The sequence below is a fragment of the Ruegeria sp. CDSB086 genome, from assembly GCF_059611065.1.
The window spans coordinates 78,998-99,376 of the sequence record NZ_JBXWOV010000002.1 but is presented as its reverse complement, the minus strand read 5'-3'; the positions used below and the strand labels follow the sequence as shown (position 1 = coordinate 99,376).

The following is a 20,379-nucleotide window of genomic DNA, read 5'->3' as shown; positions in this document are numbered from 1 at the left end:
ACTCAGGCTCCCTTGTTGCGGCGAGCCTTCTTCGCCTTCAACATCTCAAACAATTTGCGCGCATAGCCGGGCTTGTTGTCCTGCTTGGCACGTGCCACGGCCAGCGCGTCGGGTTCTACATCCCGCGTGACGACTGTACCTGTTGCGGTCATCGCGCCGTCACCGACAGAAACCGGGGCAACTAGCATAGTGTTGGAGCCGATAAAGACGTTCTCTCCGATGGTCGTCTGGTGCTTCATCACGCCGTCATAGTTACAAGTGATCGTACCCGCGCCGATATTGGTCGACGCTCCAACCGAGGCGTCGCCGATATAGCTGAGATGGTTGACCTTAGCGCCTTCAGCGATCTGGGCATTCTTTGTCTCAACGAAATTGCCGATACGGGTGTTTTCGGCCAGTTCTGTACCTGGGCGCAGGCGCGCGTAGGGGCCGACGATGGCACCGCGGCTGACATGACACCCTTCCAGATGCGAAAACGCACGGATCGTCGCGCCGCTTTCGACGGTAACGCCGGGGCCGAAGACGACGTTGGGTTCGATCACCGTGTCTCGACCTACGATCGTGTCAGCGGACAGATAAACCGTTTCGGGGGCCATCAGCGTCACGCCCAAAGCCAACAACTCATTGCGCGCACGGGTCTGAAACTCGGCATCGGCCGCAGCCAGATCAGCACGAGAGTCCACGCCCAGCGTTTCAGCCTCATCGCATTTGATGGCAGTTGCCGACAGACCGCGCGCATTTGCCAGTGCCACGATTTCGGTCAGGTAGTATTCACCCGAGGCGTTATCGTTGCCGACCGCGTCAATCAATTCGAACAGTACTTTTGCGTTGCAGGCCAGTAATCCACTGTTGGTAAAGCGTATGGCGCGCTGTTCTTCGGTTGCGTCTTTGTACTCGACGATTTCGACCAGTTTTTCGCCATCCATGATTAATCGGCCATAGCGGGGCTGAACTTCGGCAATATCAAAGCCCAGCATGACCAGATCAAAGGATGCGCGCGCCTCAATCATACGCTCCAGTGTTCTGGGGTCGATAAAGGGCGTGTCGCCGTAAAGGATGATCACATCGCCATCGAAATCGGCCAGTGCATCCCGCGCCTGCGCAACTGCATGCGCTGTTCCAAGCTGTTCTTCCTGAACGACAATCTGCGCGGCTTCATCCTCGGCAGTGGCGGTCCTAGCAACCTCCTCAGAGCCGTGACCAGTGACAATAACGGTTCGTTCGGGTGACAGCACCGCACCGGCGCGCATCGCGTGCACCAACATCGGCGTTTGGGCAATCGGGTGCAAAACTTTCGGGGTATCCGAATTCATCCTGGTGCCTTTTCCGGCGGCAAGGATAACAAGGGCGATGGTCATAAAAACGATTTCTCTTTGTGTTTTGTTGCGGCCCGTTTTATCCGCTGAGTTCAAAGTCGCAAGCGGTTCGGGCATCAAACAAGATTGCCGTTTGCAACACTTATGGCGAAGTCTCGCCGAATTAGGGGGCAAAATGCGTACGGTTATCTTCGATCTGGACGGGACCTTGGCCGATACATCGGGCGATTTGCTGGCCGCCGCCAACCACTGTTTTCGGCATATGGGGCATGGGGATGTGTTGGTTCACGGCGAAGATGCGGGCGTTGCGCTGCGCGGTGGCCGAATGATGCTGACCCATGGGTTGAAACGGGTGGGCGCTTATGACGATGCAACGGTTCAAGACTACTACCCGATGCTGCTTGAAGCGTATTCCGACGATATCGACACGCATACCCATTTCTACCCTGGCGCGCTGGACGCAGTGGAAATGTTGAAGTCCGCAGGTTACGGGGTTGGCATCTGTACCAATAAGCCTGAAGCCTTGGCCCATCAGTTGCTCACGCAGATGGGAGTGCGTGACCTGTTTGCCTCTTTAGTTGGTGCAGACACGCTGTCGGTGCGCAAGCCTGATCCGGAACCGCTGCGTGAAGCTGCACGCCGGGCGGGTGGTCATCCTGATTTATGTGTTCTGATTGGCGATTCCGACACTGACCGAAACACGGCCCGCGCCGCGGGTGTGCCGTCGGTATTGGTTACCTTCGGCCCGTCCGGCGATGATATGGCCGCGCTGGAACCCGAAGCTCTGCTGCACCATTTCCATGATTTACCAGAATTGGTTGCAGAGTTGATTGGCGCGGCCGCGTAATCCCTTGACCCGAACGTTTTGCAGGACCAGAACACTCTTATGACCGAGATATTCACTGGCAGCTTCACACAGCAGGAACCCATTCCAGAAGAGGCGGTTGAGGCCGCGCTGGCGGTACTGCGCCACGGGCGTCTGCATCGTTATAACGTCGTACCTGGCGAATTGGGCGAAACCGCCCTGCTGGAACAGGAATTTGCCGCCCAGACAGGTGCCAAATACTGTCTGGCCGTGTCCTCGGGCGGCTATGCGATGGCAACGGCACTGAGGGCCGTGGGGGTCAACCCGGGGGACCCGGTGCTGACGAACACGTTCACTCTGGCACCTGTGCCCGGATCTATTGCTTCGGTCAGTGCGCGCCCCGTTTTTGTGGGTGTGACCGAAGACCTTACGATTGATCTGGACGATCTCGAAACCAAGCTGGATCAGGCCCGCGTTTTGATGCTGAGCCATATGCGTGGTCATCTGTGTGACATGGATCGGCTGATGCAGATGTGCGATGCCGCAGGTGTCACGGTGATCGAGGATTGCGCCCACACAATGGGCGCTGCGTGGCATGGGCAGGTTTCGGGCCGACAAGGCGCGATTGGCTGCTATTCCTGCCAGACCTACAAACACGTCAATTCGGGCGAGGGCGGCTTGCTTATCACCGATGATGAGGAACTGGCGGCAAAGGCAACGATGCTGTCGGGGTCCTACATGCTGTACGAACGCCACCTTGCGGCACCGGGGCCAGAGGTGTTTGAGCGGATCAAGTATCATACCCCCAATGTCTCGGGGCGAATGGATAATCTGCGGGCCGCAATCCTGCGCCCGCAATTGCGCGATCTGGATCGGCAGATTGAACGCTGGAACGAACGCTATTTCGAAATCGAAAAAGGCCTGCGCGAGACGCCAGGTCTGAGCGTTGTCGACCGGCCAGAGGCCGAGACATTTGTCGGTTCCTCGATCCAGTTCCTGTTGCTCGATTGGTCGGCGGAGCGGGTAAACGAGGTTATCCAGCGCTGCGCGGCCCGGGGGGTCGAGCTTAAGTGGTTCGGCGGGGCCGAGCCGAACGGCTTTACATCGCGCTATGACAGCTGGCGATATGCCGACAGCGCGCCGATGCCAAAAAGTGATCGAATCCTCGCCGGGATCGTCGACATGCGCGTTCCCTTAACCTTTTCGCTTGATGATTGCGCGCTGATCGCACGGATCATTCGGGCAGAGGTGAGCGCAGTGTATCAGTCGTAATCCAATCGAGTGCGCGTGACGCGCACGCTTTATTTGTATGAAACTGCCGCCCCGATCAGGGCGGCGGTTTGTTTTTGGGATGCCGTCGTTGACCCAATTCAGATTCGCTGCTATTTATTGAACAACTGTTCATTAATGCGAAAGAGGAGATCGCTTATGTTCACGGCGGCCATGCAATTTGATCTGGGCGAGGACGTGAATGCCCTGCGTGAAATGGTACACCGGTGGGCGCAGGAGCGGGTCAAGCCGATGGCGGGTGAAATCGATGCCTCGAACGCATTTCCAAACGAGCTTTGGAAAGAGATGGGCGATCTGGGTTTGCTCGGCATCACTGTGTCCGAGGAATACGGTGGGGCAGGGATGTCCTATTTGGCCCACACTGTAGCTGTGGAAGAGGTTGCGCGGGCATCGGCCTCGGTCTCTCTGTCTTATGGCGCGCATTCGAACCTGTGCGTCAATCAGATCAAGCTGAACGGTAATGACGAGCAAAAGGCGAAATACCTGCCGCGCCTGATCTCGGGCGAACATGTTGGTGCGTTGGCCATGTCCGAGGCTTCCGCCGGATCCGATGTTGTGTCGATGAAGTTGCGTGCGGAAAAACGCAATGATCACTACCGGCTGAACGGCAACAAATACTGGATCACCAACGGGCCGGACGCGGATACGCTGGTCGTATATGCCAAGACCAACCCGGAGGCCGGATCGAAGGGCATCACCGCGTTTCTGATTGAGAAAGAGATGAAGGGCTTCTCGACCTCGCCCCATTTCGACAAGTTGGGGATGCGCGGTTCGAACACGGCCGAGCTGATCTTTGAAGATGTCGAGGTGCCGTTCGAAAACGTTTTGGGCGAAGAAGGTAAGGGCGTTGCGGTTCTGATGTCCGGGCTGGATTACGAACGTGTGGTTCTGGCCGGAATTGGAACCGGCATCATGGCGGCCTGTCTGGATGAGATCATGCCCTATCTGGCAGAGCGAAAGCAGTTCGGCAAACCGATCGGCAGCTTTCAACTGATGCAGGGCAAGATCGCCGATATGTACACCGCGATGAATTCCGCACGGGCCTATGTCTATGAGGTCGCCAAGGCTTGTGACCGGGGGGATGTAACCCGTCAGGATGCGGCGGCGTGCTGTCTTTATGCTTCAGAACAGGGCATGTCGCAGGCGCATCAGGCTGTTCAGGCGATGGGTGGGGCAGGGTTCCTGTCTGACTCGGCGGTCAGCCGGATTTTCCGCGATGCCAAGCTGATGGAGATTGGCGCGGGCACCAGCGAAATCCGCCGGATGCTGATCGGGCGGGAACTGATGAACGAGATGCGCTGAGAGAAGAAAACGCTTCGCAGACGAGGGAACTGCGAAGCGTTTTCCTTGGAAGGATCAGAACTTATGAACGTAGGATACGCCGACAAGGAAGGGATCGATATCGGCTTTGCCGATCTTGGTTCCGTTCAGTTTGACGTCCGTGTCGATATCAAACCAACGTACGTTCAGACGGACAGCACCATTGTCCGAGACCATATAGTCCAGACCGGCCTGCAGCGAGACACCGAAAGAGTCATCGACCTTCAGATCACCCAGTGCGGACTGCTCGTCGAAGAAGATGGTGTAGTTCAGACCGGCACCGACATAGGGCTTCCATGCGCTGTTGGTCGGGAAGTGATAGTTCAGCGACAGGGTGGGCGGCAGGTGCTTGACGGTGCCAGCCTCGGTGCTTCCGCCCAGGGTTACGGTGTGCTTGAACGGTGTCGCGGCCAGCAATTCGATGCCCAGATTGTCACGGATGAAATACTCGGCAGTGAAGATCGGGCGGGTGTCCGAGTCGATCTCGGCCTTTTGTCCGGCCAGCGTGCCATTATCGGACTTGGGGTTGAGGTAACCGACACCGACACCGACGGTCCAATCACCCTGCGATTGGGCAAAGGCGGGGGCGGCAAGCGCCACCAGCGCGGTGGAAAGTGTCAAAGCGGCGAGTTTGTTGGTCATGGTCTTGCCTTTGGTTCAGTTGATGAGATTGAATTGACAGCCGCGCGATCCGCGCACTCTGATCTGCATCAAATTTGTGTGACGGGGTCATCGGAGGTTTCTCCGGTAAGGCCCTTGAAAATAAGGGAATTGCAGCGTGCCAGAAGCTAATCGCATACCGGGTTTGCGTTCAGCGGGGGGCTGGGACGTGCCATCTCGTCTGAATATGGCGCGTCAGTGTCTTGATCACGCACCGGATCAGGTCGCCGTGATCGACTTGACAGGAAGCGACGAGCGGCGCGTCACCTACGGGCAGCTTGCTGAAATGACAGACGGCATCGCGCGTGCGCTGTCGAAGAAAGTGCAGCCGGGGGATCGCGTGGGCGTGTTGCTCAGCCAGTCACCGTGGTGTGCGGCGGCGCATCTGGCGATCTGGAAAATCGGCGCGATCTCTGTGCCGTTGTTCAAACTATTCAAGCAAGATGCCCTGCGGTCTCGGGTAGGCGATGCCGGAGCGCAGGTTGTGCTGACCGACCCGGACGGCGCGACGCTGTTAGGCGACTTGGCAGAACCGCTCATGGCGGACCAGATTGGCGAAGACGGAGGCGTTGTGCCATTCGCTGACACCGGGCCAGAGGATCCGGCGGTGTTGATCTATACCTCTGGCACCACGGGAAGCCCGAAAGGTGCGTTGCATGGCCACCGGGTGCTGACCGGCCACCTTCCGGGGGTTTCGATCAGCCATAACAACCTGTGCGAAGGCGACTGCCTCTGGACACCGGCCGATTGGGCCTGGATCGGCGGGTTGTTCGATGTGCTGATGCCCGGTCTTGCGCTGGGAATCCCCGTAGTCGCCGCACGGCTGGATAAATTCACCCCAGAAGCCTGCGCCGATGTGATTGCGCGCGGTGGTGTGCGAAACGTGTTCTTTCCCCCAACGGCACTTCGAATGCTCAAGGCGGCGGATCAGGCACTTCCCGGGCTACGGTCAGTCGCGTCCGGGGGTGAGCCGCTGGGGGCCGAGATGTTAGCATGGGGGCAGAAGGCCTTCGGTCTAACGATCAACGAATTCTACGGCCAGACCGAATGCAACATGGTTGTCTCTTCCTGCTCAGATGACTTCCCGGTGCGGCCCGGCTGCATAGGCAAACCGGTCCCGGGGCACGAAATTGCGGTGATCGACGAGGACGGCAACCCGACGGCTGATGAGGGTGACGTGGCCATCCGGCGAGGCTCGGCCTCAATGCTGTTGGAATATTGGAACCGCCCCGAGGCAACGGCTGAGAAATTTCGCGGCGATTGGCTGATTACCGGCGACCGCGGTGTGTGGGAGGGTGAGTACCTGCGTTTCGTAGGGCGCGACGATGATGTCATCACCTCGTCCGGTTATCGTATCGGCCCGGCAGAGATCGAGGATTGCCTGCTGACCCACCCGGCGGTGGCAACGGTGGGCGTGGTCGGCAAGCCCGACAAGCTGCGGACAGAAATCGTCAAGGCATATGTGGTTTTGAAACCGGCGGCTGACGCCTCGGAATCCGAGTTGCAGGAGTGGGTTAAAACCCGCCTTGCGCATTATTCTTACCCCCGTGAAGTGGCTTTTGTGCAAGAGTTGCCTTTGACCGTGACCGGAAAAGTAATCCGAAAGGAATTGAAGCGTCGCGCGTCTGAGGAGGGAAATCATGGCGGATAAGTCCAGTATCAGAACGGGGATTGAATTCAGCGCGACGGCAATTGCGGTCATTGGCGCGGCTTGGGCCGGTAAGGCTTACTTCGAGACGTGGATGCGGGACACAATCGATAAAGCCGTCGAAGACAAAATTGCAGTCATAGAGCAACTGCAACTGGCAGACCTTCTAGTTTATTATGATTATCCCGACGAGGCTATCTCTGAATTGCGCAAAGTAGCCGGTCGAGTGGCGAGCCTTGATGACGAAGACAAACGAAAAATTGCATTTTACGACAACTATTTAGATGCGATCTCTGCCTCTTACAGCACCTTGAAATATGAACCCGAAATTCGCATGCTGAGAAGTGTCTTCAGCACCGAGATGCAAACCGACGGATGGCATGATGAAAATCTGGCCTATGTCTCGATGTTCCTGCCGGAAGCGCAAGCTGATGAGAATTTTTACAATCGCGAAGTCGTCGGGCGTTTCAAACTTGCCGTGAGCCAGTACGAGGCGGACGGCGACTATGACGCAATGGGAGGCGCCTATCACAACCTATCCCTGGCCTATTTGTGCCGCGGGGATAACGAAGAGGCCATCGAGGCGATGGAGATGGCGGCCGAGATGCTGCCATTTGACTACTATTTTATGGTCCCGATGTCGGATCTGGAAGATTTTCTGGAAGAGCCAGAGATCAAAAAACTTGACGCAGTTTGTTCCAGCAACGTGGCGCAAGGTTACGCGCGTCTGATGCAGAGCTTTGCAGTCAGCGAAAACCCCGTTCGAGATTTTCTAAGAGAGTACACAAGATGAAGCTCCGATCCTCTGCTTTGCCCTCGTCCAAAGGCTTCCGGGAAAACCGCGCGGCTCATCTGGACGCGTTGGCGCAAATTGTCGACGCCGCCGAGGCCGCCCGCATGGGCGGCGGCGAAAAATCCCGCGCACGGCATGAATCGCGGGGCAAGATGCTGCCGCGTCGTAGGGTGGCGAACCTGTTGGACCCGGGGTCGCCGTTCCTTGAGATCGGCGCGACGGCGGCGCATGCGATGTATGGCGACGCCGCTCCCTGTGCCGGGGTAATTGCAGGGATTGGCCGGGTGCAGGGGCAAGAGGTCATGGTGGTGTGCAACGATGCCACCGTGAAGGGTGGCACCTATTATCCGTTGTCAGTCAAAAAGCACCTGCGCGCGCAAGAGATTGCCGAGGAAAACCAACTGCCCTGCATCTATCTGGTCGACAGCGGCGGCGCAAACCTGCCCAATCAGGATGAGGTGTTTCCCGATCGCGATCACTTTGGCCGCATCTTCTATAATCAGGCGCGGATGAGCGCGAAGGGCATCCCGCAAATCGCTGTGGTGATGGGGTCGTGTACGGCTGGCGGGGCCTACGTGCCCGCGATGTCAGATGTAACGATCATCGTCAGGGAACAGGGCACCATCTTTCTCGCCGGACCACCTTTGGTCAAGGCCGCGACGGGTGAGGTGGTCAGCGCCGAAGACTTGGGTGGCGGAGATGTCCATACGCGCCTGTCCGGGGTGGCGGATTATTTGGCCGAGGATGACGCCCACGCGCTAGCTTTGGCGCGGCGGGCCGTCGGATCGCTGAACCGGCGCAAGCCACAGACGGTGGATTGGGCCAACCCCGAGGATCCGGCCTATGACCCCGAAGAGATTCTGGGCGTCGTCCCCGCCGATCTGCGCACGCCCTATGACATTCGCGAGGTGATTGCGCGGTTGGTCGATGGCTCGCGCTTTGACGAATTCAAGCCGCGCTTTGGTGAGACGCTGGTGACAGGGTTCGCTCATGTCAAAGGCTGCCCGGTTGGGATCATCGCCAATAACGGCGTGCTGTTTTCGGAAGCTGCGCAAAAGGGCGCGCATTTTGTGGAACTGTGTTCACAGCGCAAAATTCCATTGGTGTTTCTGCAAAATATCACTGGCTTCATGGTTGGGCGGAAATACGAAAACGAAGGCATCGCGCGGCATGGGGCCAAGATGGTGACTGCGGTCGCGACGACCAATGTGCCAAAAATCACCATGCTGGTGGGTGGCTCATTCGGAGCGGGGAATTACGGCATGTCAGGACGGGCCTACCAACCGCGGTTCCTGTGGACATGGCCAAACTCGCGCATTTCCGTGATGGGTGGAGAGCAGGCGGCGGGTGTTCTGGCCACCGTAAAACGCGATGGGATTGAACGCCAGGGCGGAACTTGGTCGGCGGAAGAAGAGGCCGAGTTCAAGCGCCCCACGCTGGAGATGTTCGAAGAACAATCCCATCCGCTCTATGCCTCAGCGCGGCTGTGGGACGACGGAATTATCGACCCGCGCAAAAGCCGGGACGTGCTGTCCTTGTCGTTGAACGCGGCACTGAATGCGCCGATTGAGGAGACACGCTTTGGCGTGTTCAGGATGTAAGATGAGCATCGACCTGGAAAAAATAAAAGCGCGTTATCCCGATGCACAGACGTTCAAATTCGGCGACAGTGCAATCCTGAGTGCCGAGCTTTTAGCGCTGGTTCGGGCAGGGCAAAAAACGGCAACCTGCGGCGCACTGCGCGATTATCCCGAAGGCAGCCTTGATACCCCGGTTGTTGGGCGGCGCGATATTGCCCTTGAATGGGATGATCGTCCCGCATTGGTGATTGAGACGGTCGAAGTTTCGATCTGCCGCTATTGTGACATGACCGAAGACTTCGCCTTGGCCGAGGGTGAAAACGAAACGTTAGATGGGTGGCGTGAGGATCACCGGCGTTACTTTGAGCGTAACGGCGGGTTTGATCCCGAGATGGAATTGCTTTGCGAACGGTTCCGCCTGATCGAAGACCTGGTGGATAAGGGCTAAACTATGTTCAAAAAAATCCTGATCGCCAACCGGGGCGAGATTGCTTGTCGGGTGATGGAAACCGCTCAGAAAATGGGTGTAACTTGCGTGGCTGTGTTTTCTGATGCTGATGCGTCGGCCAGGCATGTGCAGATGGCGGACGAGGCTGTTCATATTGGTCGTGCGGCGCCGGCTGAGAGCTATCTCAAGGGCGACGTGATCATTCAAGCCGCGCTCGATACCGGGGCGCAGGCGATCCATCCGGGTTATGGATTTCTCTCGGAAAACCCCGATTTCGTGGATGCGGTCGAGGCGGCTGGCCTGACCTTCATTGGCCCTTCGGCGGATGCGATCCGCAAGATGGGTCTCAAAGACGCGGCCAAGGTATTGATGGAGCAGGCAGGCGTGCCGGTTGTTCCGGGGTATCACGGCGACAATCAGGACCCCGAGCATCTGGCGGGTGCGGCCGACACGATTGGCTATCCGGTCCTGATCAAGGCCGTCGCGGGTGGCGGTGGCAAAGGCATGCGGCTGGTCGAGCGGCCCGCAGATTTTACCGAGGCATTGGACAGCGCCCGGGGTGAGGCCCGCACCGCATTTGGCAATGATGCTGTTCTGGTCGAGAAATTCGTCTCCAAGCCCCGCCATATCGAGGTTCAGGTGTTTGGCGACGGCACCCATGCGGTGCATCTGTTTGAACGCGACTGTTCCCTGCAACGGCGACATCAGAAGGTAATCGAAGAAGCTCCAGCTCCGGGCATGACCGTTGAGATGCGCGAGGCGATGGGGCAGGCGGGCGTGCGTGCCGCCGAGGCCATTGGTTACAAAGGCGCGGGGACGGTTGAATTCATCGTGGATGCCTCGGACGGGCTGCGTCCGGACCGTTTCTGGTTCATGGAGATGAACACCCGCCTGCAGGTTGAACACCCGGTGACCGAGGCGATCACCGGCGTGGACCTTGTCGAATGGCAGTTGCGTGTTGCGGCGGGCGAGAGCCTGCCGAAGCAGCAGAGTGACCTGTCGATCTCAGGCCATTCCTTCGAAGCGCGGCTTTATGCCGAGGACGTGCCAAAGGGCTTTCTGCCGGCGACCGGTACACTGACCCATCTGCGCTTTCCGGCGGCATGCCGCGCAGATAGTGGCGTTCGTGCGGGCGATACGATCAGCCCCTGGTATGATCCGATGATCGCGAAGGTGATCGTGCACGGCCCCACACGCGCTGTCGCATTGGAACAATTGCATCGCGCCCTGAAAGGCACTGAGGTTGCGGGGACAGTCACGAACCTTGGCTTTCTGGGTGCACTGACGCGGCATCCGGGCTTTGCCGTCGGTGATGTTGATACTGGCCTGATTGGTCGCGATCTGGATGTGCTGGCCCGTGCAGAGCCGATCCCGGCGTCTTCGATCGTCGCGGCCGCGATGACGGCTTTGGATCTGGTGGATACAGTTGAGGAAACAGGGTTTTCGCTGTGGGCACCGCTGCATCGCGCGGTCCATTTGCGGGCAGGTGATGATATTGATCTGGACGTTCAGGTAGAAGGTCAGAACCGTCAGGTCTGGCAGGTCCGAGAGCAAACAATCCTTGCCCAGCGCGGTCCGGGCGGTTGGATGATCGACGGAGCCCCTATGCCGCGCGTGTCTGTCTCGGGTTCGCAGATCACAGTCTTTGAAAACTATGGTCAAGTCCTGGAAATTGTTGATCCGTTGGACCGCGATGCCGGTGCCGCTGGCGACACCAATGTGATTGAGGCCCCGATGCCGGGTCTGGTCAAAGCTGTCTTTGCGCAGGTGGGTCAAGCCGTGCAGGAAGGCGACCGGCTGGCAATCCTTGAGGCCATGAAAATGGAACATTCCCTGCTGGCCGCCCGTGACGGCATCGTTGCCGAAGTGCTGGCGGATGCCGGGGCGCAGGTTGAGGCTGGGGCCGCGTTGGTCCGGCTGGAGGAGGAATGAACTGTCCCCTTTTCGAACAACGTGGCACAGTCGAATCGAATGCGGCAATCAGAGAAGGACACAGCAATGGGTGAACGGGTCGAAATCTTCGAAGTGGGTCCGCGCGACGGTCTGCAAAACGAAAAGCGCGAAATTGCAGTGGCGGACAAGGTGGCGCTGGTCGATTGCCTGAGCAAGGCCGGTTTCAACCGCATCGAAGTGGCCAGTTTTGTCTCGCCCAAATGGGTGCCGCAAATGGCGGGCAGCGCGGACGTGTTGGCCGGGATCAAACGGGCCGACGGTGTCCGCTATGGAGCGCTGACACCGAACATGCAGGGATACGAAGACGCTTTGGCCGCAAAGGCGGATGAGATCGCGGTATTCGCTTCGGCTTCGGAAGGGTTCTCAAAAGCCAATATCAACGCGACTATTGAAGAATCCATCGACCGCTTTGTCCCGATCCTTGAAGCTGCGCGCCACATCGACTTGCCTGTACGTGGATATGTGTCCTGCGTGACTGATTGCCCCTTTGACGGAACAACACCGCCCGAGAAAGTGGCTGAAGTTGCGGACCGGCTGTTCTCGTTGGGATGTTACGAAGTATCGCTGGGGGACACGATCGGGCAGGGCACGCCCGACACCATTGCCCATATGCTGCTGGCCGTGCGCGAACGCGTTCCGATGACGCGGCTCGCGGGGCATTTCCACGACACCAACGGGCGGGCCATCGACAATATCGACGCTGCGCTGGCGCTGGGCGTTCGGGTTTTCGACAGCGCCGTTGGCGGTTTGGGCGGGTGTCCTTACGCGCCGGGCGCTGCCGGAAACGTCGCCACCGAAGCTGTTGTGGCTCATTTGGAGCGGCTTGGATATCAGACCGGCCTCGACCTTGCGGTCATTGAAGAGGCCGCGCAGATGACACGCGCCATACGATCCCAGTAAGGAGCGGACATGTTTGAAACGATTGCGGTGACCACGGACGCGCGCGGTGTGGCCACTCTGACCCTGAACCGTGCCGACAAGCACAACGCCATGTCGGCCCAGATGATCACCGATCTTACGCAAGCCGCGCACCAGCTTGGAACCGACGACGCCGTGCGTGTTGTTGTACTGACCGGTGCGGGCAAAAGCTTTTGTGCTGGCGGTGATCTTGGGTGGATGCAATCTCAGATGGCGGCAGAATCCGAGACCCGGTTTGTCGAGGCGCGTAAGCTGGCCGAAATGTTGCAGGCGCTGAACACGTTGCCCAAACCGCTAATCGGCGCGATCCACGGCAATGCCTTTGGCGGCGGTGTGGGATTGGCGTCGGTTTGCGACGTAGCGATCGGAGTGGAAACGGTCAAAATGGGGCTGACAGAGACCAAGCTGGGGCTGATCCCGGCCACGATTGGCCCCTATGTCATCGCCCGCATGGGCGAAGCCCGCGCGCGGCGCGTGTTCATGTCGGCCCGGGTCTTCGAAGCCGCAGAAGCTGTAGAGCTGGGCCTGCTGGCCAGAATTGTGCCCGCTGCCGACCTGAATGATGCGGTTGAGTCCGAAGTCCTGCCCTATCTTACCTGTGCATCCGGCGCGGTGGCATCGGCCAAGCAATTGGTTCGCCAGCTGGGGCCGCGCATTGACGATGCCGTGATCGACCACACGATCCGCGAGCTGGTTGACAGGTGGGAAACCGAAGAGGCCAAGGAGGGAATCGGCGCATTCTTTGAAAAAAGAAAACCTGCATGGATTAGTAAGGTTTAGGCGCCACTTGTGATGTGGCCGCGATTGTGTGGGTGACCTTCTGGGACAGAGCTTCGATAAGTCGAATATTAACCCCCTGTGCGTTTGTGTTCGGTTGACCCTCTGACCCCGCAGGGATAGAGAATGTCCAGTCAACACGCCAATTGACGGCGCTCCCTTTCAGGGTATGCGCAGGAAAGGAGCTGTACGTGGAAGACCTATTGCGGGAGTATCTCCCGATTCTGGTGTTTCTGGCCGTAGCTGTGGGCCTTGGAATCGTTTTGATTCTGGCGGCAGTCGTTCTGGCGGTCCGCAATCCCGACCCCGAGAAAGTCAGCGCATATGAATGTGGTTTCAACGCGTTCGATGATGCGCGGATGAAGTTTGATGTCCGGTTCTATCTGGTCGCGATTCTCTTCATCATATTCGACCTGGAAATCGCGTTTCTGTTCCCCTGGGCTGTCGGCTTCAAGGACATCAGCGATGTTGGCTTCTGGTCCATGATCGTGTTCCTGGGTGTTCTGACCATCGGCTTTGCCTATGAATGGAAGAAGGGGGCCCTGGAATGGGAGTGATGACGGGTGCAAACACCGCCGGCGTCGACAAAGAAGTCGCCACCCAGGCCCTGAATGCCGAGCTGCAGGACAAAGGGTTTTTGCTGACCTCGACCGAGGACATCATCAACTGGGCTCGCACCGGCTCGCTGCACTGGATGACTTTCGGTCTGGCCTGCTGCGCGGTTGAGATGATGCACACCTCGATGCCGCGTTACGATGCGGAACGGTTTGGCATCGCACCCCGTGCTTCCCCCCGACAGTCGGACGTGATGATCGTGGCTGGCACCCTGACCAACAAGATGGCCCCCGCTCTGCGCAAGGTTTATGACCAGATGCCCGAGCCGCGCTATGTGATCTCAATGGGCTCTTGCGCCAATGGCGGCGGCTACTACCACTACTCATATTCCGTTGTGCGTGGCTGCGACCGTATTGTTCCAGTGGACATCTACGTCCCCGGCTGCCCCCCGACCGCTGAGGCGCTGTTGTACGGTCTGATGCAGTTGCAACGCAAAATCCGCCGTACCGGCACCATCGTGCGCTGAGGAGAGAGTTGATGAGCGAAGCACTCAAAGAACTCGGCACCCAGCTGGAGTTGAAGCGAACTGATTGTGTTCTGTCCTGGGACGTAACCCATGGTGAGTTGAACGTAGATGTGGCGCTGTCGAACGTTGTGGAATTTATTGAATTCCTGAAGTCCGACCGCGGCTGCCAGTTCTCCACGCTCGTCGATATCACCGGCGTCGACTACCCGGAACGGGCCAAGCGTTTTGACGTGGTTTATCACTTCCTGTCGATGTATCAGAACCAGCGTATCCGCCTGCGGGTCTCGATCCGCGAAGAGGACATGGTGCCTTCGATCGTGGATGTGCATCCCTCGGCCAATTGGTTTGAGCGCGAAGTGTTCGACATGTTCGGCATCTTGTTCTCAGGCCACCCGGATCTGCGGCGCATCCTGACCGACTATGGATTCCGTGGCTATCCGCTGCGCAAGGATTTCCCAACCACAGGATACACCGAAGTTCGATATGACGAGGCCCAAAAGCGCGTTGTGTATGAGCCTGTGTCGCTAGTCCAGGAATACCGTCAGTTCGATTTCATGTCCCCGTGGGAAGGCGCGAATTACATACTACCGGGTGATGAAAAGCAGGAGGCCGAATAATGGGTGGCATTTGGTGGCTGATCCTGTCTGCGCTGACCATCATCCCGATGGTGAAGATATTGCCGTTTTTCGGGATCAATAAATTCTGGTGCCTTCTTTGTCTGGTTCCATTCGGCACGATCGCGTTGCTGTGGTGGGTCGGGCTGAAACTACAAGAGTTGGAGCGCCGATAAGATGCTGATGCTGCTGGGGGAACTGATCGCTTTGGGTGCGCTGGGGGTCCTGCTGGCAGGGGCTGCGGCCAAGGCTGTCGAGGCGGAAAAGGTCCGGGTTCGGGCTGATGCGAAAAAGAAACGGGGGCGTTGATGGACGGCTCAAGATACGATGACGGCAGCACTGACGCGCTGAGCGGAGAACAGAAGATCCGCAATTTCAACATCAACTTCGGCCCGCAACACCCTGCGGCGCACGGGGTTTTGCGTCTTGTGCTTGAGCTGGACGGCGAGATCGTTGAACGCTGTGACCCGCATATCGGCCTGCTGCACCGTGGCACCGAAAAGCTGATGGAAAGCCGAACGTATCTGCAGAACCTGCCGTATTTCGACCGTCTGGATTATGTGGCGCCAATGAACCAGGAGCACGCCTGGTGTCTGGCCATCGAAAAGCTGACCGGCGTCGAGGTTCCGCGCCGTGGCTCACTGATCCGGGTTTTGTATTCCGAGATCGGGCGAATTCTGAACCACCTTTTGAACGTGACCACGCAAGCGATGGATGTGGGCGCGTTGACCCCGCCTCTGTGGGGCTTTGAAGAACGCGAAAAGCTGATGGTGTTCTATGAGCGTGCCTGCGGTGCCCGCCTGCACGCGGCTTATTTCCGGCCCGGTGGTGTGCATCAGGACCTGCCGCCCGAACTGCTGGACGATATCGAGGCGTGGAGCCACGAATTTCCCGCCGTTTTGGACGACATAGATGGCCTATTGACCGAAAACCGCATCTTCAAGCAGCGCAATGCCGATATCGGTGTCGTGACCGAGGAAGATATCCAGAAATACGGCTTCTCGGGCGTGATGGTGCGTGGATCGGGTCTGGCATGGGACCTGCGACGCGCGCAGCCCTATGAATGCTATGACGAGTTCGAGTTTCAGATCCCCGTCGGCAAAAACGGTGACTGCTATGACCGTTACCTGGTCCGAATGGAAGAGATGCGTCAATCGCTGTCGATCATCCAGCAGGCCATTGTCAAAATCCGTGACTGCCCCGGTGACGTCCTGGCACGCGGCAAGATCACTCCGCCGAAACGTTCGGACATGAAAACCTCGATGGAAAGCCTGATCCATCACTTCAAGCTGTACACCGAAGGCTTCCATGTGCCCGCAGGCGAGGTCTATGCCGCCGTCGAGGCCCCCAAGGGTGAGTTCGGCGTCTACCTCGTCGCTGATGGCACCAACAAACCTTACCGCGCCAAGCTACGCGCGCCGGGTTTCCTGCACCTACAAGCCATGGACCATATCGCCGGGGGCCACCAACTGGCTGACGTGGCCGCGATCATCGGGACGATGGATGTTGTGTTCGGAGAGATTGACCGGTGAGACGCCTTGTTTTGATCCTGGCGCTAGCAGCCGCCACACCGTTGCAGGCCGCCTCGACCCATCCGACGGCAAAAGTGCTTGAGGTGATGCGCGAAAACGGCTGCCGGCTGGATGTATCGCGCGCCGAGGAAGCCTTTTCTGCCCATGACCTGCGACCCGAAGATGTCAGCGCTGTGATTAATTCCTGGGCTGAACAGGGGGTAGCCGGGCTGGACGGTGCGACATTCGAAATTGCTCCGGCGATTTGCGGTGCGCATGGGCTGGCACTCGAAGATGCGGCGGGCCGTGCCGATGCACTTTATGATTTTGTGCGTCTGAACGGGTGCCGCATGGTCGACGAAGAAGCTCAGATCAAATTGCGCCCCGCCGGTTTTACTCAGGCCGAAACGCCTGATCTGATTGCCCGCCTTGTCAATCAACGCCGCGCGCATCAGGAAGACCCCTATATTATCGTGATCGGAGATGCCTGCTAATGCTGCGCCGTCTGCACCCCGAACAACCTGAAAGCTTTGCCTTCACTGCTGCCAACCAGCAGTGGGCCACAGCACAGATCACCAAATACCCTGACGGCCGTCAGGCCAGCGCGGTTATCCCGCTGCTTTGGCGCGCGCAGGAACAAGAAGGCTGGCTGAGCCGTCCCGCGATTGAATCTGTCGCCGACATGCTGGGCATGGCCTATATCCGGGTGCTCGAGGTTGCGTCGTTCTACTTCATGTTCCAACTGCAACCGGTTGGATCTGTCGCGCATATTCAGGTCTGCGGAACGACCTCCTGCATGATCTGCGGGGCCGAAGACCTGATCGCGGTTTGCAAGGAGAAGATCGCTGCCAAACCGCATGAGCTTTCAGTTGATGGTAAATTGAGTTGGGAAGAGGTGGAATGCCTTGGGTCCTGCACCAATGCGCCGATGGCGCAGATCGGCAAGGACTATTACGAAGATCTGACCGCTGACAGTTTTGGCAAGATCATTGACGATCTGGCCGCAGGCAAGGTGCCGACACCGGGTCCGCAGAATGGCAGATACGCGGCAGAACCGCTGAGCGGTCTGACCAGCCTCACGGACTACGATGCCGGAAAACCGCAGTACAATGCCAGTGTTGAACTGGCCGAAGAACTTGGTGATACGGTCAAGCGCATCGACGGGACCGAGGTTCCGATCCTGACGCCATGGCTGGGCAAAGACGGCAAGGCTGCGGCGACCAAGGCCGCTCCAAAGCCACCAAAGGCGCCGGCACCCGCCAAACCCGCCGTGAAGCAGGCGGAAGAGGCAAAGAAGGCACTGATCAAAGAGGATCAGCCCGAAACTTTGACCGCCGCGCGGGAGGGGAAAGCGGATGACCTCAAGATGCTGAAAGGTGTGGGCCCCAAGCTTGAACAGACGCTGAACGAACTTGGCTTTTTCCACTTTGACCAGATCGCAGCATGGACGCCGGAACAGGTGGCCTGGGTAGATGCGCGGCTAAAATTCAAGGGCCGGATCGAGCGGGACGGTTGGATCGGACAAGCAGCCCTACTGGCGACAGGCGAAGAAACCGAATTTGCAAAACGTGCCAAAGAAGACGGCACCTACCAAGACTGAATAGGACGGTGCCCGTTCGGGGCATCAAGGTGAGATGGACAAAGAAAAAGAACAGGCCATGGCCCGCAAGGGCCGACATATCGGGGTGGTCATCGCAGTGACCATGCTGTTGTGGCTTGCCATTTCGTTGTTCATCGGCCCGGCGCTGGGATTGCCCGGGCGCTATGCGCTGCTGTTTGATTTCGCCGCTTTGGCGGGTTTCATCTATGCGGGCGTGAACATTTTTCAACTCTGGCGCATGCGTCAGGACAGCTGAAGGTAAGACATGATGCTGAAGGATCAGGACAGGATCTTTACCAATATCTACGGGATGCATGAGCGTACGCTGAAAGGCGCGCAGACCCGCGGGCATTGGGACGGCACAGCTGGCCTGATTGGGAACGGGCGTGACTGGATCATCCAGACGATGAAGGACTCGGGCCTGCGCGGTCGCGGCGGTGCGGGTTTTCCCACCGGTCTGAAATGGTCGTTCATGCCCAAGGAAAGCGACGGTCGTCCGGCCTATCTGGTGGTGAACGCGGACGAATCCGAGCCCGGCACTTGCAAAGACCGTGAGATTATGCGCCACGATCCGCATACGCTGATCGAAGGCTGCCTGATCGCGTCTTTCGCGATGAATGCACATACCTGCTATATCTACCTGCGTGGTGAGTACATTCGCGAGCGCGAGGCACTGCAAGCCGCGATTGATGAGGCCTATGATGCCGGATTGCTGGGCAAAAACGCCGCCGGTTCGGGTTGGGATTTCGACCTGTTTCTGCATCACGGGGCCGGGGCGTATATCTGCGGTGAGGAAACAGCCCTGATCGAAAGCCTTGAGGGCAAGAAGGGCATGCCGCGCATGAAACCTCCGTTCCCGGCGGGGGCGGGGCTTTACGGCTGCCCGACCACGGTGAACAACGTGGAATCCATCGCCGTTGTGCCGACCATTCTGCGCCGTGGTGCGGATTGGTTTGCTGGATTTGGCCGCCAGAACAATGCGGGCACCAAGCTGTTTGCGATCTCGGGCCACGTAAATAACCCCTGCGTGGTTGAAGAGGCGATGTCGATCCCGTTTGAGCAACTGATCGAAACCCATTGCGGCGGCATTCGTGGCGGTTGGGACAACCTGCTGGCCGTGATCCCCGGCGGTTCATCAGTTCCTTGTGTCCGCGGTGAAGACATGCGCGACGCCATCATGGATTTCGATCATTTGCGCAATGATCTGGGGTCCGGTCTGGGGACGGCGGCTGTAATCGTGATGGACAAGTCTACCGACATCATCAAAGCGATCTGGCGTTTGTCGAAGTTCTACAAACATGAAAGCTGTGGTCAGTGTACTCCTTGCCGCGAAGGCACCGGCTGGATGATGCGCGTGATGGACCGTCTGGTGCGGGGTGAGGCCGAACTGGAAGAGATCGACATGTTGTTTGACGTGACCAAGCAGGTCGAAGGCCACACGATCTGTGCTTTGGGCGATGCTGCCGCCTGGCCGATCCAGGGCCTGATCCGCAACTTCCGCGAAGAGATTGAAGACCGTATCAAGGTCCAGAAATCGGGCCGTATGGGCGCGATGGCGGCGGAGTGATCAAGTTGCGGGATATCGGATCAAACCCAAACCAAGTTGAGATCAGGGAGTTGAACTAATGGAATCTTTTGCTGAGTATTCACATGCAATCGCATCCCTCGTGGTCTTTACGTTGATCATTCTGGCGCTTGCGCCGTTTTCCGCGCTGGCCAAACAGGGCAAGGGCTTGGCCCCCGGGGCAACGCCGGAACAGGACTATTCCGACAAGGCGTATCGCCTGAACCGGGCTTATCTGAACGGGACCGAGACGCTGCCGGCCTATATCGCTGTCACGGTCGCGGCCATGTTGCTTGGGGTCAGCCCGTTCTGGGTGAACCTATTGGCATCGGTCGCTCTGATTGCGCGCATCGTCATGTTGGTTATTCACATGCGTGGTATTGGACAACCGCACAGCGGCGTTCGATCGGTATCCTACGTTATCGGATGGGCCTGCATGGTTGTGATGGGCTTCATGGCATTGGTGGCGGCGTTCTAATGGAAAAGAAAGGTACTTATCCG

General features: G+C 58.3%; 23 protein-coding genes. 21 read left to right on the top strand and 2 right to left on the bottom strand.

Annotation, left to right across the window (positions count from 1 at the left end):
- Positions 1-2: 2 nt before the first annotated feature.
- A complete protein-coding gene (gene glmU / locus AC2FIO_RS04125; RefSeq protein WP_496695845.1) occupies positions 3-1,358 on the bottom strand; it encodes a bifunctional UDP-N-acetylglucosamine diphosphorylase/glucosamine-1-phosphate N-acetyltransferase GlmU in 1,356 nt (451 codons plus the stop codon).
- Between the two features lie 133 nt (positions 1,359-1,491).
- Between glmU and AC2FIO_RS04120 the strand changes: the two genes are divergently transcribed.
- The 3 genes from AC2FIO_RS04120 (at position 1,492) to AC2FIO_RS04110 (ending at position 4,713) form a co-directional block, all read left to right on the top strand.
- Entirely contained in the window at positions 1,492-2,163 is a 672-nt protein-coding gene (locus AC2FIO_RS04120; RefSeq protein ID WP_496695843.1) for an HAD-IA family hydrolase, read from the top strand.
- Between the two features lie 39 nt (positions 2,164-2,202).
- The gene (locus tag AC2FIO_RS04115; protein WP_496695841.1) at positions 2,203-3,393 is read left to right on the top strand and encodes a DegT/DnrJ/EryC1/StrS family aminotransferase; all 1,191 of its coding nucleotides are present in this window, start codon (positions 2,203-2,205) and stop codon (positions 3,391-3,393) included.
- 156 nt (positions 3,394-3,549) lie between these two features.
- On the top strand, positions 3,550-4,713 hold the full coding sequence (locus tag AC2FIO_RS04110) for an isovaleryl-CoA dehydrogenase (protein ID WP_282153997.1): 1,164 nt from the start codon (positions 3,550-3,552) through the stop codon (positions 4,711-4,713).
- 54 nt (positions 4,714-4,767) lie between these two features.
- Here the strand turns inward: AC2FIO_RS04110 and AC2FIO_RS04105 are convergent, their stop codons facing one another.
- Positions 4,768-5,373, bottom strand: a complete 606-nt coding sequence (locus AC2FIO_RS04105; RefSeq protein WP_109310444.1) for an OmpW/AlkL family protein — start codon at positions 5,371-5,373, stop codon at positions 4,768-4,770.
- Positions 5,374-5,578: 205 nt separating this feature from the next.
- Here AC2FIO_RS04105 and AC2FIO_RS04100 point away from each other — a divergent pair, with 205 nt between their 5' ends.
- The 18 genes from AC2FIO_RS04100 to AC2FIO_RS04015 all read left to right on the top strand — a co-directional run bounded on the left by AC2FIO_RS04100 (position 5,579) and on the right by AC2FIO_RS04015 (position 20,356).
- Positions 5,579-7,042: an AMP-binding protein gene (locus tag AC2FIO_RS04100; RefSeq protein ID WP_496696507.1), complete on the top strand. Its 1,464-nt coding sequence runs from the start codon at positions 5,579-5,581 to the stop codon at positions 7,040-7,042.
- Positions 7,032-7,832, top strand: coding sequence for a hypothetical protein (locus tag AC2FIO_RS04095; protein WP_108861589.1), 801 nt, complete (start codon positions 7,032-7,034; stop codon positions 7,830-7,832). The genes AC2FIO_RS04100 and AC2FIO_RS04095 overlap by 11 nt, the downstream gene beginning before the upstream one ends.
- Positions 7,829-9,433 carry a carboxyl transferase domain-containing protein gene (locus tag AC2FIO_RS04090; protein ID WP_496695838.1) on the top strand — a complete coding sequence of 535 codons (1,605 nt, stop codon included), beginning with the start codon at positions 7,829-7,831 and terminating at the stop codon, positions 9,431-9,433. The genes AC2FIO_RS04095 and AC2FIO_RS04090 overlap by 4 nt, the downstream gene beginning before the upstream one ends.
- 1 nt (position 9,434) lies before the next feature.
- The gene (locus AC2FIO_RS04085; protein WP_496695837.1) at positions 9,435-9,860 is read left to right on the top strand and encodes an ASCH domain-containing protein; all 426 of its coding nucleotides are present in this window, start codon (positions 9,435-9,437) and stop codon (positions 9,858-9,860) included.
- A 3-nt stretch (positions 9,861-9,863) separates the two neighbouring features.
- Positions 9,864-11,792: an acetyl/propionyl/methylcrotonyl-CoA carboxylase subunit alpha gene (locus AC2FIO_RS04080; RefSeq protein ID WP_496695835.1), complete on the top strand. Its 1,929-nt coding sequence runs from the start codon at positions 9,864-9,866 to the stop codon at positions 11,790-11,792.
- A 66-nt stretch (positions 11,793-11,858) separates the two neighbouring features.
- Positions 11,859-12,713 carry a hydroxymethylglutaryl-CoA lyase gene (locus AC2FIO_RS04075; RefSeq protein WP_496695833.1) on the top strand — a complete coding sequence of 285 codons (855 nt, stop codon included), beginning with the start codon at positions 11,859-11,861 and terminating at the stop codon, positions 12,711-12,713.
- A 9-nt stretch (positions 12,714-12,722) separates the two neighbouring features.
- Positions 12,723-13,511, top strand: a complete 789-nt coding sequence (locus AC2FIO_RS04070) for a crotonase/enoyl-CoA hydratase family protein (RefSeq protein WP_496695831.1) — start codon at positions 12,723-12,725, stop codon at positions 13,509-13,511.
- 188 nt (positions 13,512-13,699) lie between these two features.
- On the top strand, positions 13,700-14,065 hold the full coding sequence (locus tag AC2FIO_RS04065) for an NADH-quinone oxidoreductase subunit A (RefSeq protein WP_058274389.1): 366 nt from the start codon (positions 13,700-13,702) through the stop codon (positions 14,063-14,065).
- A complete protein-coding gene (locus AC2FIO_RS04060) occupies positions 14,056-14,589 on the top strand; it encodes a NuoB/complex I 20 kDa subunit family protein (protein WP_037307875.1) in 534 nt (177 codons plus the stop codon). The genes AC2FIO_RS04065 and AC2FIO_RS04060 overlap by 10 nt, the downstream gene beginning before the upstream one ends.
- Positions 14,590-14,600: 11 nt before the next feature.
- Entirely contained in the window at positions 14,601-15,206 is a 606-nt protein-coding gene (locus tag AC2FIO_RS04055; RefSeq protein ID WP_058274390.1) for an NADH-quinone oxidoreductase subunit C, read from the top strand.
- Positions 15,206-15,379: a hypothetical protein gene (locus tag AC2FIO_RS04050; protein WP_058274391.1), complete on the top strand. Its 174-nt coding sequence runs from the start codon at positions 15,206-15,208 to the stop codon at positions 15,377-15,379. The genes AC2FIO_RS04055 and AC2FIO_RS04050 overlap by 1 nt, the downstream gene beginning before the upstream one ends.
- 1 nt (position 15,380) lies before the next feature.
- Positions 15,381-15,512, top strand: a complete 132-nt coding sequence (locus AC2FIO_RS04045; protein WP_255415356.1) for a hypothetical protein — start codon at positions 15,381-15,383, stop codon at positions 15,510-15,512.
- Positions 15,512-16,735, top strand: a complete 1,224-nt coding sequence (locus AC2FIO_RS04040) for an NADH-quinone oxidoreductase subunit D (protein ID WP_472723305.1) — start codon at positions 15,512-15,514, stop codon at positions 16,733-16,735. Before AC2FIO_RS04045 ends, AC2FIO_RS04040 begins: the two co-directional genes overlap by 1 nt.
- The gene (locus AC2FIO_RS04035) at positions 16,732-17,208 is read left to right on the top strand and encodes a hypothetical protein (protein WP_472723306.1); all 477 of its coding nucleotides are present in this window, start codon (positions 16,732-16,734) and stop codon (positions 17,206-17,208) included. The genes AC2FIO_RS04040 and AC2FIO_RS04035 overlap by 4 nt, the downstream gene beginning before the upstream one ends.
- On the top strand, positions 17,208-18,314 hold the full coding sequence (gene nuoE / locus AC2FIO_RS04030) for an NADH-quinone oxidoreductase subunit NuoE (RefSeq protein ID WP_496695828.1): 1,107 nt from the start codon (positions 17,208-17,210) through the stop codon (positions 18,312-18,314). Before AC2FIO_RS04035 ends, nuoE begins: the two co-directional genes overlap by 1 nt.
- A 34-nt stretch (positions 18,315-18,348) precedes the next feature.
- A complete protein-coding gene (locus tag AC2FIO_RS04025; RefSeq protein ID WP_058274396.1) occupies positions 18,349-18,570 on the top strand; it encodes a DUF5337 domain-containing protein in 222 nt (73 codons plus the stop codon).
- Between the two features lie 12 nt (positions 18,571-18,582).
- On the top strand, positions 18,583-19,881 hold the full coding sequence (gene nuoF, locus AC2FIO_RS04020; RefSeq protein WP_496695825.1) for an NADH-quinone oxidoreductase subunit NuoF: 1,299 nt from the start codon (positions 18,583-18,585) through the stop codon (positions 19,879-19,881).
- A 58-nt stretch (positions 19,882-19,939) separates the two neighbouring features.
- Entirely contained in the window at positions 19,940-20,356 is a 417-nt protein-coding gene (locus tag AC2FIO_RS04015; protein WP_496695823.1) for an MAPEG family protein, read from the top strand.
- Positions 20,357-20,379: the final 23 nt, after the last annotated feature.